This is a genomic window from Mesorhizobium sp. L-8-3 (assembly GCF_016756615.1).
Classification (GTDB): Bacteria; Pseudomonadota; Alphaproteobacteria; order Rhizobiales; family Rhizobiaceae.
The window spans coordinates 4,365,114-4,379,247 of sequence record NZ_AP023262.1; the positions used below are offsets into that span (position 1 = coordinate 4,365,114).

A 14,134-nucleotide genomic window follows, 5' to 3' on the forward strand; every position below is an offset into this window, starting at 1 on the left:
AGCCCAGCTTAGCCGCCGCTGCAAGTCGCCAGTATTTGTGATTGACCGAGACGTTGCCGCCGGCGTTCCCTTCTCCCCTTGTGGGAGAAGGTGGCCGCGCGCAAGCGCGGTCGGATGAGGGGTGCTCCAGCGCGCGACAACATCTCAGCTTCTCAGCCTCCGATTCTCCGGGTCCCACAGCGGCTTGTCCTCCTGGACGATCGCCGGATGGCGCACGCCGAAGATCTCGACTTCGACTGCCGTTCCCGGCGTCGCCAGGTCGGCGCGCAGCATGCCGAGCGCAATCGAGCGGTCGATGCGGTAACCCCAGCCGCCCGATGTCGTCTCTCCGACCACTTTTCCATCGTGCCAGAGCGTCGACATATAGGGCGCGTCGTAGTCGCCGGCTTCGACCAACAGCGTGACGAAACGTTTTGCGACGCCCTGCTGCCTTTCGTTGAGCAGCGCCGCCTTGCCCTTGAAGGCGGGTTTGTCCCACCTCACGAAGCGGTCGAGCCCGCCCTGCAGAACCGTGTAGTCGGTCGAAAGGTCCTGTTTCCATGCGCGGTAGCCCTTTTCCAGGCGCAGCGCGTCGAGCGCGAACATGCCGAAGGGCTTCAACCCGTGTTTCTGCCCGGCCGCCCAGACCGCGTCGAATATCGCGGCGGTGTCACCGACCTTGCTGTGGATTTCCCAGCCCAACTCGCCGGCGAAGGAGACACGCACGAGCTGGCACCAGCGCCCCGAAATCTGCACTGACTGGTGCGACAGCCAGGGCCGAGCCAGGTCGGCCTCGCTCACCTCGGCCAGTATGTCGCGCGATTTCGGCCCCGACAGGATCTGGCAGGCGAAGGCTTCGGTGGCATTCTCCAGCGTGATCGCGGAGCCCTCGGGCAAATGGTTCTTCAGCCATTCGAAATCGTGCCATTCGGCGACCGCGGCCGTGATCAGGAAGAAGAAGTCCTCGTCGGCCGCCATGATCGACATTTCGGTGACAATGCGTCCCTGGTCGTCGGCGAAATAGCCGAGGCCGATGCGGCCTGGCTTCGGCACGACGCCGGTGATCATGGTGGAGAGCCAGTCGCGCGCGCCGTCGCCCTGCAGCCGGAACCGTGAAAAACCCGGGAGGTCGAGGATGCCGGCGGCGTCGCGCACCGCGAGGCATTCCTCGCGGATACGCTTCTCCCACGGACCGGAGCGGGCGAAGGTCTGGATCGAGGCTTCCGAGACGTCGTCGCCGGAATGCGCATACCAGGTGGCGCGCTCCCAGCCGTTATAGGCGTTGAACTGGGCGTCAAGTGCGGCGATGCGGTCATGGATCGGCGACAGTTTCCGGTTCCGGCCGGCCGGCCAGGCGTGGCGCGGGAAATGGATCGCATATTCGTGGCCATAGACCTCCATGCCCTTGGCCACCGCATAGTCCTTGGCCGAGGCGAAGCCTGTGAAGCGGCGCGGATCGCAGCTCCACATGTCCCATTCCGTGCGGCCCTCGGTCACCCATTCGGCCAGCACCTTGCCGGCGCCGCCGGCCTGGGCGATGCCGAAGGTGAAGACGCAGGCTTCGAAGGCGTTGGGCACGCCGGGCATCGGGCCGATCAGGGGATTGCCGTCGGGCGCGTAGGGGATCGGCCCGTTGATCACCTTCGACAGGCCGGCCGTGCCGAGGATCGGGACGCGCGCGGCGGCGTCGGCGAGATAGTGCTCCAGCCGCTCCAGATCGTCGGGGAAGAGCTGGAAGGAGAAATCGTCCGGCATCGGATCGCCGGGGTCGGCCCAATGGGCGCGGCAGTTGCGCTCATAGGGGCCGAGATTCATGCCGTTCTTTTCCTGGCGCAGATAATATGAGGTGTCGACGTCGCGCAGCAGCGGCAGCTTCCGGCAGCTCTCGCGGGTCCAGGCCGCGAGCTCGGCAATCTCGTCGAACAGGATGTATTGATGGCTCATCACCATCATGGGTACGTCGCGGCCGAACATCCTGCCGACTTCGGCGGCGCGGTAGCCCGCGGCATTGACCACATACTCGCAGCGAATCTCGCCTTGCGGCGTGGCGACGACCCATTCGTCGCGGTCGCGCTTTACGCCCGTGACGGGACAGAAGCGCAGGATACGGGCGCCCATGTCGCGAGCGCCCTTGGCGAGCGCCTGGGTGAGTTGGGCCGGGTCGATGTCGCCGTCGCTCGGATCGTAAAGCGCGCCCTTCAGATCATGCGTCTCGATGAAGGGATAGCGCGATCGGATCTCATCCACCCCGATCACGTCGATCGCCATGCCCTGGTAGCGGCCCATGCCCCTGACGCGCTCGAATTCCTGCATCCGCTCCGCCGTGTGGGCGAGGCGGATCGAGCCGGTGACGTGATAGTTCATCGGATAGTCGACCGCCTGTGCCAGCCCGCGATAGAGCTCGGCCGAATAGCGTTGCATGTTCATGAGCGACCACGATGAGGAGAAGGTCGGCACATTGCCGGCGGCATGCCAGGTCGAGCCCGAGGTGAGTTCGTTCTTCTCCAGCAGCACGCTGTCGGTCCAGCCCGCCTTGGCCAGATGGTAGAGCGACGAGACGCCGACAGCGCCGCCGCCGATGATCACCACGCGTGCTGTGGCGGGCAAACCGGCCATGATGTCCTCCTCCCGTTGCGTCGCCGCCGGGCGGCGCCGCCTGTTCTCAGTACACCGGCGGCGATACGACCCAGATGACGACCGCCGGCTCCGCGCCGGGGTTGCGCCAGCGGAAGGGTTTGCCGCTGAATCGGAAGCTGTCGCCTTCCGACAGCCGATGCCAGGTCCCCGCGATCTCGATGTCGAAATGTCCCGAAACGACGTAGCCGGCCTCCTCGGTGGGGCGGTTGGCAGGTTCCGTCAGTTCGGCACCCGGCGCGAACACCGAGCGCAGCAATTCGAAACTGCCGCCGAGATCCGGCGAGAGCAGTTCTTCCACCAGACCGGATTCGCTCGTGCCGAGCGAGCGGCGGCGTCCGGCCCGCACGATCGCGCCGCGTTCCGCCTCGTTCGCGACCTCGTGGCCGAAGAACAGGCTGACGGGCACAGCGAAAAGATCGGCGAAGGCGCGCAAGTCGCCGAGAGTAGGCACCGAGAGGCCCCGCTCCACCTGGCTGACCCATCCCACCGATCGGCCGAGCCTGAGGGCGATCTCCGAAAGCGTCAGGCCGCGCGCCTTGCGCAGGGCGCGGATGTCGCCCGCCAGCATCGCGCCCGGCGGGGCCTCTTCATGATCGATCCGGATGGCGTCCGCTGCCACGTCATGTCCCATGAAAAACACGAATAGAATTTCATCTGTGACAGTTTCGTGAAAATTTCAAGCAGAATTTCATGGAGTCGCGCAAGATTTGCTTGCGGGACGAAAGCGGCTTATGCAAATGCTCGCCCGCCGAAAGCCATGTCAGGCTCGGACCGAGGAAAGTCGCCGCCCATGCTGGCACCGGACAGAAAGAACGAAATCCCTGATGAGACGGCGATCGTCGATGAAGCGATCACGTCGCGGCGGTCGGTGCGCGCCTTCCTGCCGGACCCTGTCGACGAAGCGATGATTCGCGACATTCTGGATGTGGCGTCGCGCGCGCCCTCGGGCACCAACATGCAGCCGTGGCGGGTCTACGTGACGACGGGGCAGGTCAAGGACCAGATCTCCGACGCGATCCTCAATTCGGGCATCCGGGCCGAAAAGGCAGCCTGGGATGAGTACAAATATTATCCCGACCAGTTCTTCGAGCCCTATCTGACGCGCCGGCGCTCCGTCGGTTTCGGCCTTTATTCCTCCCTAGGCATCGGCCGGCGCGAGGTCGACCGGATGCGCGAGCAGCACGACCGGAACTTCCTGTTTTTCGACGCGCCGGTCGGCATGATCTTCACCATCGACCGCCGGCTGAACCAGGGATCCTGGATCGATCTCGGCATGTTCCTCGAAAACATAATGATCGCCGCGCGGGGCAGGGGCCTGCACACCTGCCCGCAGGCTGCCTTCGCGCCCTATCACAACCAGATCCGCCCCGTGCTCGGCATGGCCGAGGAGGAGATCCTGGTGTGCGGCATGGCGCTCGGCTATGAGGACACCTCCAAGCCCGAGAACAATTTCCGCACGGAGCGGGCGCCCCAGGAAGAGTGGGTCAAGTTCCTGAAGTGAGCCGGTCCCAGGCGGCCATGGCGCCGTCGGCAACGGCATCGAGCATATCGCGGCTCGCGCCGTCGCGTGCCTGGATCGACATGCCCTGCTGCACCGTCGCGTAGAACTGCGCCACCGCGGCGCTGTCGATCCCGTCTGGCAGTTCGCCTGCCGCGATCGCCTTGTCGAGCCTTTCCCGCAAGCTCTCGACGTTCTCGGAGCGGATGCCCTTCAGCGCGTCGCAGATGCCGGCATTGCTGCCTGACATGTGGAGGGCGCCGAGCACGATCAGGCAGCCTTGCGGCTTGCCCGGTTGCGTGAAGGACATGGCGGTCGCGTGCAGATAGCCCGATATCGCCTCCCTGGCCGTCGGCGCCACGGTGAGGGCGTCCCAGATCTCCGTGCCTTCGGTCTTGCCGTAGAGCACGACCGCCTCGTTGAAAAGTTCCTCTTTTGAGCCGAAGGCCGCATAGAGGCTGGGCGCATTGATGCCCATCGCCGCCGTCAGATCCGCCAGCGACGTGTTGTCGTATCCTTTCGCCCAGAACACTTCCATCGCGCGCCGCAGCGCCATATCCCGGTCGAAGCTTCGCGGCCTGCCTCTTTCCGCCATGGCTCTCTCTTTTTTTGTAGTGACTGATAAATAAACCTGTTGACCCCATCCGACAAGGCTGTCATCAAATATGTATCGACCGATACATAAATGGAGATGGACATGTCTCGTCTGGACGGAAAAGTGGCCCTTGTGACCGGCGGCAGCCGCGGCATTGGCGCGGCGACTGCGCATCGGTTGGCGACCGAGGGCGCCGATGTGGCGATCACCTATGCGCGCTCGCCGGAGCGGGCCGGGCAGGTGGTGGGCGACATCGAGGCCGCCGGCCGGCGCGGCCTGGCGATCAAGGCGGACAATCTCGACGCCGACGCCGTCGAGGCCGCAGTCGCGACGACGGTCGAGAGGCTCGGCCGGCTCGATATCCTGGTCAACAATGCCGGTGTCTTCCAGGTCGGTCCGATCGATGAACTGACACGGGCGGACTTCGAGGAAACGGTTGCCGTCAATCTGCGTGCGCCGTTCCTCGCGGCACGGGCGGCGGCCCGGCATATGGGAAAGGGCGGCCGCATCGTCTCGATCGGCAGCAACCTCGCCGTGCGCGTGCCAGGCCCCGGCTTGAGCCTCTATTCGCTGAGCAAGGCCGCGCTGATCGGCATGACGAAAGGGCTGGCGCGGGATCTGGGCTCCCGGGGGATAACCGTCAACGTGATCCATCCCGGCCCGACGGATACCGAGATGAACCCGGCCCGCGGCCCGATGGCGGATGGCCAGCGCTCACTGATGGCGATCCCGCATTTCGGCGATGCCGGCGACGTCGCCGCCATGGTCGCCTATCTGTCCGGCGCGGAAGCGGGCGGCATCACCGGAGCCGAGTTCACGATCGACGGCGGCGCCAACGCCTGAGCGGTTCCGGCCAAGCGTCGCCGCGACGAATGCCGGGCCAACTTGGGAAACTCTGAAGAGCATGCGATCCAGACGGTCCCTCATGGCGTCGTTTCGCTTATTTTTCGGAATCCCTTAGGCCCGGCGGCTGTCGGAAGGCGAGCGGACGCTCACCCCTCCGCGTAGCGTTCGGGTGATTGCCTCAGCCGCTGGATATCCTTCAGCGGCGGGGCCCCGAAGAGCCGGCTGTATTCCCGGCTGAACTGGGAAGGGCTGTCATATCCGACGGAATGACCGGCAATGGCGGCATCGAGCGACTGGCTGAGGATCAGTCGCCTTGCTTCCTGGAGCCGAAGTTGCTTCTGGTACTGTAGCGGGCTCAAGCCGGTAACGTCCTTGAAATGCGCGTGCAGCGACGACGTGCTCATGCGTGCCTCCATCGCCACGGCCTCGATGCTGAACGGCTTCTTGAAATTCTGCTTGATCCAGCCGATCGCGCGGCTGACCTGTCTCGTGCTGCTGTCACCGGTCGCGATCTGCCGCAGCAGGGCCGCCTGATCGCCAAGAAGCAGGCGGTAGAGGATCTCGCGTTCCGCCATCGGCGCCAGCACCGCGATGTCGCGTGGACTATCGAGCAATCGTGCTAGCCGCAGCACGGCGTCGATCAGCTCCGGCGCGCTCGGATTTAGCGCCATGCCCAGATGTTCCGGTCGTGCGGCCTCGTCGGACATGCCCATGGCGAGCATCAGTTCCGCAACGATGGAAGTATCGAGTTCGAGCTTGAGGCTGAGATAGGGCTCTTCGGGACTGGCCTCGATCACCTGGCCGACGACGGGCACATCGACCGTCACCACAAGATGATGCGAGGGTCCATAGACATAGACGCGATCGCCGACCATAACCTGCTTTCTGCCCTGCGCGATCACGCAGAAGGCAGGCTGGTGCATGCCGTGCATCGGCTCGGTGATCTTGGATGCGCGGGCCATCGAGAGGCGCGGGACCGCCGTCGGAGTGACGCCGTCCCCTTCGGTCCATTGATCGATGATCTGGGCGAGTTCCGCGATCTGCTGCATATCGTTTTCTCCGACCGGATGTCGGCGTCACCCCTGGGGTTCCGCCCTTGTCCGTCAGATATGCAAGGTGCCGTCCCAGACAACGGTCAATCTGCATCTTTCGGATTTTTGTGCAATCATCCCGGAGGTCTGGTCTACCGCTCCCGGACCCTGGCGAGGCATTGTCGCCTCGTTCCAATCGAGCCGGTCCCAGAGGCGGCTCCAACATGGGAGCGACATCATGAATCTCTATCCAACCCAAATCGTCAGGCGTGTCGTTCCGAGCGCCCCGACACCACGCCGCCGTTCCGCGCGGGCCGTGCTTTCCGCGATCGAACGCGTGCTGCGCGGACGCACCGATCCCAAGCGGACGATGAACGGTTAGTAATATGCCCGGACGTTTTCCGTCCCTGGCAGCGAGGGCGATGCCTTGGATCGCTTTCGTCGCGGCGTTCATCACCGTGGCTGCGTTCGCCGTCGGTCCGGATCCGGACCGCGGCGCTTCCCGTTCAATCCAGGAGACGGGCCGAACGGGCTTGCACGCGAAAGACCGTTCCTATGTCGGCGTCTGGATGACGGCGGACGGCCAGGTCCGTCACGAGTTGTTGCCCGATGGACGCTACGACGAGACACGCGGCAAATGGAAAAGCTCCTATCGGGGGCGCTACTGGCTGGAGGGCGACCATATCGAATATGCCGACGACACCGGCTTCACCGCCGATGGCGATTTCCGCGACGGCGTGCTTCATCACGCCGGCATGGTGTTTTACCGGGAACCTCGTCGGCCAGCCCCCCGCTGATCGTCCAGGGGCTCCGTCCTTCCGGAATCCGAAATTGTATAGGGATGTATAGACAACTGCCGGCAAACATGTTCCAGTCTCTGCCGGCCGCGTTCCGGCGGCCAAGCGCAGCCATTGGGGGACGCCGGCATGACAGCGCCGTCCATGTTCGATCTGACGGGCCGCAAGGCGCTGGTGACGGGCGGCAACCGCGGCATCGGCCAAGCGATCGCCGAGGCGCTCGCCGGCGCCGGCGCCGACGTGGCGATCACCGCCCGTGACGAGTGCACGCTCGACGAGACCGTGTCGCGCCTGACGGCGTTGGGCCGCAAGGCGGTGACCGCGGCGCTCGACGTCACCGATACCGCACGCTGCGGCGTCGTGATCGGAGCCTGCGCCGAGGCGCTGGGCGGGCTCGACATACTCGTCAACAACGCCGGACATGAGGAGGTCCGTCCCTCGCTCGATGTCGACGAAGGTCTGTGGGATCGGGTCGTCTCGACCAACCTCAAGGGCGCATTCTTCTGCGCCCAGGCCGCCGCGCGGCGCATGACGGAAGCCGGCCAGGGCGGCGCCATCGTCAACCTCTGCTCGCTCACCTCCTATGTCGGCATTCCCACCGCCACGCCCTACGGCTCGTCGAAATCGGGACTGATGGGCATGACGAGGGCGCTCGCCGCCGAGTGGGCCCAGCACGGCATCCGCGTGAATGCGATCGCGCCCGGCTATTTCCACACCGGCATGACCGACGCCTTCTACCGCGATCCCGAATGGCAGCAGACCATGCTTGCCAAGATCCCGCAGCGCCGCTTCGGCGCCATGGAGGATATCGGCGGCGCGGTGGTCTTCCTGGCGAGCGCGGCGTCGTCCTATGTGACCGGCCATTGCATTCCGATCGATGGCGGCTATCTCGCCTCGATCTGATCTGTTTGGAAACGAGGGCATCGCCCGATGGTCGGCGAGGGGAAACGAATGCCGGATGCTTCCAGGGTTGCCGCCTCAATGGAACGTGCTGGCGAGCCCGACGCGACGGGCACGGCGCGCGACGTGGTGGTCGCGGCACGTGACCGGGCGGTTTCCACACATGACGTAGCGGTGTCCGCACGCGGCGTCGGCATGGAATTCAACGGTTTCCATGCGGTGAAGGACGCCTCCTTCGACCTGCCGAGGGGCCGTTTCCTGACCATCCTCGGCCCGTCCGGTTCCGGCAAGACGACCCTGCTGCGCATGATCGCCGGCTTCCAGAAACCCTCCGCCGGCGAGATCTTCATCAACGGCCAGGCGGTCAGCGCGGTGCCGCCGCACAAGCGCTCGATCGGCATGGTGTTCCAGAAGCTGGCGCTGTTCCCGCATATGACGGCGGCGGAGAACGTCGCCTTTCCGCTGAGGATGCGCCGCCAGGATGCCCGTGCCATTCCGGAGCGCGTGGACCGCTATCTCGACCTCGTGAAGCTCGGCGGTTATGGCGGCCGCCGCATCCACGAACTTTCCGGCGGCCAGCAGCAGCGCGTCGCCATCGCCCGCGCCCTGGTCTTCGAGCCAGATCTCCTGCTGCTCGACGAACCGCTCGCGGCCCTCGACCGCAAGCTGCGCGAGGAAATGCAGCTGGAATTTCGGCGTATCCAGCGCGAGCTCGGCGTCACCACAATCAACGTCACCCACGATCAGCGCGAGGCGCTCGTCGTCTCCGACGAGATCATCGTCATGGACCAGGGCGAAATCCAGCAGAAGGCGCAGCCGGCCGTGACCTATCGCCAGCCGAGCAACGCCTTCGTCGCCAATTTCATCGGCGTCACCAATTTTATCCCGGGCCTCGTCGACACCGTCTCCGGCGGTGCGGTCTCGATGACCAGCCGCGGTGTCGAGATTTCAGGGGTGGTCGGCGACGGGCGCGCTCCGCCGGTCGAAGGGCGGGAGGCATCGGGCGCGATCCGTGCCGAGCAGATCCGCATTGCAGGGGACGAGAGCCGTCTGGCGGGTCTCGCCACCGTGCTCGCCGGCGAGGTGACCGACGCGATCTTCGAAGGCGAACGCGTCGTCTACGAGATCGCCGTGCCGGCGCTTGATGGCGACGTGCTGAGGGTCTTCGATCACGACCCGGCGGGGCATACGCAACATGACATCGGCGCCAGGGTGTTCGTCGGCTGGAACGCCCGGGATGTTTTTATTTTCAACAACTAGCCGAGACCAACCAGAGGAGAATCACGATGAAAGGCCCGAAATTCCCGATGCCGTCACTCGATCGCCGCAGCTTCCTGCAAGCAGCGGCCGCGTTCGGAGGAGCCGCCGGCCTGTCGGCGCTCGGCGTCTCGCGCGGCTACGCCGCCGAGCCGGAAAAGCCGAAGGAACTGATCGTGCGCGCCTGGGGCGGAAGCTGGGTCGACAGCCTCAAGGCAGGGGTCTCCGACAGCTTCACCAAGGAGACCGGCATCGCCATCCGTCACGACCTCACCGAGGACAATGAGATCCAGCCCAAGGTCTGGGCCGCCGTCGCGCAGAAGCGCGTGCCCCCGATCCACATCAATTGGGACACCACCACCAACGCCACCAAATCGGCGCTGCGCGGGGTGACCGAGGACCTGTCCGACCTGCCCAATCTCGCCAATGTCACGGATCTCGCCAAGCCGGTCGGGCTCGACGGCTTTCCGATCGTCAACACCTACGGCTATGTCTATGTACTGGCCTATCGGCCCGAGGCCTTCCCGGACGGCGCGCCGAAATCCTGGAAGGACCTGCTCGATCCGAAATTCAAGGGACGGCTGGCCTTCTACAATGACGGCATCGGCTTCCACTTCCCCGCGCAGGTCGCCGGCGGCGGCAAGCTCGAGGACATTCCGGCCAACATGCAGCCGGCCTGGGACTTCATCGCGAAGATGAAGGAGCAGCAGCCGCTGCTCGGCGAGGATCCCGATTTCACCACCTGGTTCCAGAAGGGCGAGATCGACGCGGCCTGCACCATCTCGACCAATGCCCGCGAGGCGCGCAAGAACGGCATCGACATCAGATGGGTTGTGCCGGAGGAAGGCGCCAAGTTCGACACGGACGGGCTGTGGATTCCGAAGGGCCTTCCCGAGAACGAGTTGTTCTGGGCCAAGCAATACATCAATCACGCACTGACGAAGGAAGCGCAGCAGGTCTGGCTCGACGGCCTCGGCCTGCCTGGCGTGGTGCCCGGGCTGACGCCGCCGGCCGACCTCGTCGGCGACCCCTCTTATCCGACCAAGCCCGAGGACTTCGAGCACCTCATCCGCATCTCCTCGAAGATCCAGGTCGAAAACGAGAGCGACTGGTTCTCCAAATTCAAGGCCATCATGCAGGGCTGATCCATCGCAAAGGGGCCGCCGCCCGCGGCGGCCCCTCCGTCATCGACCTTGCACCTCGGGAATTCGGCATGCGTGCGGCCAGAACTGCCTATCCCCTGACCTGGCGCGTCATGGACGCGCTTGAGAGCTTCGCGGCCTTCATCTGGCCGGGCACCTTCAAGGGGGCCGTTCCTTACCTCTTGCTCGCGCCGGCTGTGCTTCTCGTCGGCCTGCTCGTGCTCGGCCTCTTCCAGATCGGCGACGCCAGCCTGCGCACGCTCGACACCACGACCTTCCTCTTCTCCGAGGACTATTCGCTCGCCAATTATCGCAGGGCCCTGTCGGAGCCGCTCTTCACCGCCGTCGCCGGCCGCAGCCTCATGGCCGCCGTGATCGTCACGGTAGTGACGCTGATCTTTGCTTTTCCCTATGCCTATCTGATGGTGCGAACGCCGTCGCCCGGCCTGCGCAAATTCCTGCTCATCGCGCTCTTCCTGCCCTTCTTCATCGGCCAGGTGGTGCGCGCCTATGGCTGGCTGATCATCCTCGGCAACCAGGGCATGGTCAACGAAGCCCTCGGGCTTGTCGGCATTCCTCCGATGCGGCTGATCTACAACTATCCTGCCGTGCTGTTCGGCCTCGTCCAGTACATGCTGCCCTTCGCCGTGCTGATGCTCGCCCCGGCATTGACGGCGATCCCGGAGGAACTGGAGGCGGCGGCCGGTTCGCTCGGCGCCAACTGGGTGAAAACCTTCATCCATGTCGTGCTGCCGCTCGCGCGGCCTGGCTTCGTCGGTGCCGGGCTCGTGGTGGTGACGCTGTCGCTCACCGACTTCGCCGTCCCCGCCATCCTCGGCGGCGGCTCGCAGGACTTCATCGCCAACGCCATCTACGACCAGTTCTTCCGCACCTCCGACCAGGGGCTCGGCGCCACGCTGACATTGATGCTGGTGGCGCTCGGTTCGCTGGTGGTCGGGCTGGTCTTCACGCTCTTCGGCGCCGGCACGCTGGCCATGGGGAGGGCGCGCCGATGAACGCCCCGTTGAGCAAGACCATTACGCTCTGGGTGTTCGTCGCGATCGCGCTGATCACGCTCTCCGCGCCGACCGTCGTCGTGCTGGGCGCGTCCTTCACCGCAGGCAACATCATCACCTTCCCGCCCGAGGGGTTCTCGCTGAAATGGTATGCGGCGATCTCGCAGGCGACCGATCTGCGCGACGCCTTCCTGCGCACACTGTTCGTGGCTTCCGTCTGCACCATCGTCGCGATCCCCGTCGGCACGCTGGCCGGCATCGCGCTCGCCAAATATGCGGTCCGCTTCGAAAAGACGTTCCAGATCTACCTCCTGCTTCCCTTCACCATTCCGCTGATCGGCTCGGGCATCGGCCTGATGCTGGTGTTCGGCAATGCCGGCGTGCTCGGCCAGCTCTGGCCCGTCGGCATCGCCTGCTGCGTCATCAACCTGCCCTTCATGATCTGGGCGGTCACGGCGAGCGCCTCGGCATTGGATCCCGATCTCGAGCTCGCCGCCGCCAATTGCGGCGCGCCGCCCTTGCAGACCTTCTTCTCGGTCACGCTACCGGCGGTCATGCCCGGCGTCATCAGCGGGTCGCTGCTGATGTTCATCCTGGCGCTCAACGAATTCCTGGTCAGCCTGCTCCTGGTCGACGCGCGCATCGTCACCCTGCCGGTCCAGATCTACAACTCCATCCGGTCGATTATCACGCCCGACCTCGCCGCGATCTCTGTCGTCTTCATCGCCTCCGCCGCGGCGGCGATCTTCCTGCTCGACCGGCTGGTCGGCCTCGACATCTTCCTCAAATCGAAATGACGGCCGCGTGTCCGCCGCGGCCGGGCGGAAAGGAGCCTCCCATGGCAGACGTATCGTTCCATGAACTCGAAAAGCTGGATGAGGGCCAACGCGCCACCCTTCTGAAACGCTCCGAGACCGACCTTTCCGGCTTCATCGAGAAGGTCGGGCCGATCATCGAGGCCGTGCGCAGCGAAGGCGACGCCGCACTCGTGCGCTTCGGCCGCGAACTCGACAAGGCCGACCTGAAGGCGGGCGGCCTGAAGGCGACGCCGGCCGAGTTCGACGCCGCCTTCAAGGCGGTCGACGCGCAAGTGATCGAGGCCATCCGCTTCGGCATCGACAATATCAGGCGTTTCCACGAGGAGCAGAAGCCGGAAGCCATGTGGCTGAAGGAGATGCGGCCCGGCGCCTTCGCCGGCGACCGCTTCACGCCGATCCGCTCCGTCGCGCTCTACATTCCGCGCGGCAAGGGCGCCTTTCCCTCGGTGACGATGATGACCGCGGTGCCGGCCGTGGTGGCCGGCGTTCCTGATATCGCCATCGTCACGCCGCCCGCACCCGACGGGACGGTCGATGCCGCGACGCTGGTCGCCGCGCGTCTTGCCGGGGTCGAGACCGTCTATAAATGCGGCGGCGCCCAGGCCGTCGCCGCCGTCGCCTATGGCACCGAGACGGTGAAGCCGGCGCTCAAGATCGTCGGCCCCGGCAGCCCTTGGGTGGTGGCGGCCAAGCGGCTGCTGTCCGGCGTGATCGATCCGGGCCTTCCGGCCGGCCCCTCCGAGGCGATCATCTTCGCCGACGACAGCGTCCATGGCGGCCTTGCCGCGCTCGACCTTTTGATCGAGGCCGAGCACGGGCCGGACTCGTCCGCCTATCTGGTCACCCACGTCAGGCGTGTCGCCGAGGAGGCGCTCGCGGCTCTGCCCGAACACTGGGCGCGCATGACCGAGCAGCGCGTGGCCTTCTCGACGGCGGTCCTGACCGGCAAGTTCGGCGGCATCGTGCTGACGCCGTCGCTGGAGGAGAGCTATCGCTTCGTCAACGACTATGCGCCGGAGCATCTGGAGATCCTCTCGACCGATCCCTTCGCCCATCTTGGCCGCATCACCGAAGCCGCCGAGATCCTGATGGGCCCGCACACGCCTGTCGCCATCGGCAATTTCGGTCTCGGGCCGAACGCGGTGCTGCCGACCAGCCGCTGGGCGCGGACCTACGGGCCGCTGTCGGTCACCGACTTCGTCAAGCGCTCCTCGATCGGCTATGTGACGGCATCCGCCTATCCGGAGTTTGCGCGGCACGCCCATACGCTGGCGCGTTATGAGGGGTTCTCTTCCCACGAACACGCGGTGTCGCCGGTGCGGGATGCGTATCTGGGGAGGTGAGGGGGCGATGGCGCGACGGTCGGGTGGGAGGACAAGGCAGGTGTCTCGGGTGGGCTGGGCGTTGCGTTCCGGGTGTTGGTCGCCGCCGTTGCTGGATGGGTGCCCAGATCGGGGCAACCGGCGCCATCTTACCCCTCATCCGACCTCGCTTCGCGAGGCCACCTTCTCCCACAAGGGGAGAAGGCCGGAGCCTGGCTTCGCCGGCCCTGCAAATCACCACCGTCGGCGATTGGCCGAGGCCTTGCTGCGGGCGTTCCCTTCTCCCCTTGTGGGAG

At 65.5% G+C, this 14,134-nt stretch carries 14 protein-coding genes; 10 read left to right on the forward strand and 4 right to left on the reverse strand.

Translation table 11 applies throughout. The annotated features are described in order from the left end of the window. Nucleotides 1-144 precede the first annotated feature (144 nt). Nucleotides 145-2,595, reverse strand: coding sequence for a GcvT family protein (locus JN302_RS20245; RefSeq protein WP_202328762.1), 2,451 nt, complete (start codon nt 2,593-2,595; stop codon nt 145-147). A 46-nt stretch (nt 2,596-2,641) separates the two neighbouring features. Then, nucleotides 2,642-3,184, reverse strand: coding sequence for a helix-turn-helix domain-containing protein (locus JN302_RS20250; protein ID WP_202334370.1), 543 nt, complete (start codon nt 3,182-3,184; stop codon nt 2,642-2,644). A 222-nt stretch (nt 3,185-3,406) separates the two neighbouring features. On the opposite strand from JN302_RS20250, the gene JN302_RS20255 reads away from it, so the two are divergent. After that, nucleotides 3,407-4,117: a nitroreductase gene (locus JN302_RS20255; RefSeq protein ID WP_202304440.1), complete on the forward strand. Its 711-nt coding sequence runs from the start codon at nt 3,407-3,409 to the stop codon at nt 4,115-4,117. On the opposite strand, the gene JN302_RS20260 is transcribed toward JN302_RS20255, so the two are convergent. Continuing rightward, on the reverse strand, nt 4,101-4,709 hold the full coding sequence (locus JN302_RS20260; protein ID WP_202328763.1) for a TetR/AcrR family transcriptional regulator: 609 nt from the start codon (nt 4,707-4,709) through the stop codon (nt 4,101-4,103). The two genes, JN302_RS20255 and JN302_RS20260, sit on opposite strands and share 17 nt — an antisense overlap. A gap of 96 nt (nt 4,710-4,805) precedes the next feature. Here JN302_RS20260 and JN302_RS20265 point away from each other — a divergent pair, with 96 nt between their 5' ends. Beyond that, nucleotides 4,806-5,552, forward strand: a complete 747-nt coding sequence (locus JN302_RS20265) for an SDR family NAD(P)-dependent oxidoreductase (protein WP_202334372.1) — start codon at nt 4,806-4,808, stop codon at nt 5,550-5,552. Nucleotides 5,553-5,701: 149 nt separating this feature from the next. Here JN302_RS20265 and JN302_RS20270 read toward each other — a convergent pair whose 3' ends face one another. Further along, nucleotides 5,702-6,604, reverse strand: a complete 903-nt coding sequence (locus JN302_RS20270; protein ID WP_202328765.1) for an AraC family transcriptional regulator — start codon at nt 6,602-6,604, stop codon at nt 5,702-5,704. 220 nt (nt 6,605-6,824) lie between these two features. On the opposite strand from JN302_RS20270, the gene JN302_RS20275 reads away from it, so the two are divergent. From JN302_RS20275 to hisD, 8 genes are all read left to right on the forward strand, one after another. Continuing rightward, a complete protein-coding gene (locus tag JN302_RS20275; RefSeq protein WP_202304446.1) occupies nt 6,825-6,968 on the forward strand; it encodes a hypothetical protein in 144 nt (47 codons plus the stop codon). A 40-nt stretch (nt 6,969-7,008) separates the two neighbouring features. Continuing rightward, nucleotides 7,009-7,383 (forward strand): Atu4866 domain-containing protein, encoded by a 375-nt coding sequence (locus JN302_RS20280; RefSeq protein ID WP_202328768.1) that lies wholly within the window; start codon nt 7,009-7,011, stop codon nt 7,381-7,383. Nucleotides 7,384-7,512: 129 nt separating this feature from the next. Next, nucleotides 7,513-8,286: an SDR family NAD(P)-dependent oxidoreductase gene (locus JN302_RS20285; RefSeq protein WP_202328770.1), complete on the forward strand. Its 774-nt coding sequence runs from the start codon at nt 7,513-7,515 to the stop codon at nt 8,284-8,286. Nucleotides 8,287-8,364: 78 nt separating this feature from the next. Then, nucleotides 8,365-9,543, forward strand: coding sequence for an ABC transporter ATP-binding protein (locus JN302_RS20290; protein WP_202334373.1), 1,179 nt, complete (start codon nt 8,365-8,367; stop codon nt 9,541-9,543). Between the two features lie 26 nt (nt 9,544-9,569). After that, complete coding sequence (locus JN302_RS20295) at nt 9,570-10,685, forward strand: ABC transporter substrate-binding protein (protein ID WP_202304453.1); 1,116 nt, start codon at nt 9,570-9,572, stop codon at nt 10,683-10,685. Nucleotides 10,686-10,753: 68 nt separating this feature from the next. Next, a complete protein-coding gene (locus tag JN302_RS20300; RefSeq protein ID WP_202304454.1) occupies nt 10,754-11,698 on the forward strand; it encodes an ABC transporter permease in 945 nt (314 codons plus the stop codon). Beyond that, the gene (locus JN302_RS20305; RefSeq protein WP_202328772.1) at nt 11,695-12,495 is read left to right on the forward strand and encodes an ABC transporter permease; all 801 of its coding nucleotides are present in this window, start codon (nt 11,695-11,697) and stop codon (nt 12,493-12,495) included. Before JN302_RS20300 ends, JN302_RS20305 begins: the two co-directional genes overlap by 4 nt. 41 nt (nt 12,496-12,536) lie before the next feature. Further along, nucleotides 12,537-13,859, forward strand: coding sequence for a histidinol dehydrogenase (hisD, locus tag JN302_RS20310; RefSeq protein ID WP_202304457.1), 1,323 nt, complete (start codon nt 12,537-12,539; stop codon nt 13,857-13,859). The last annotated feature ends 275 nt before the right edge of the window (nt 13,860-14,134 follow it).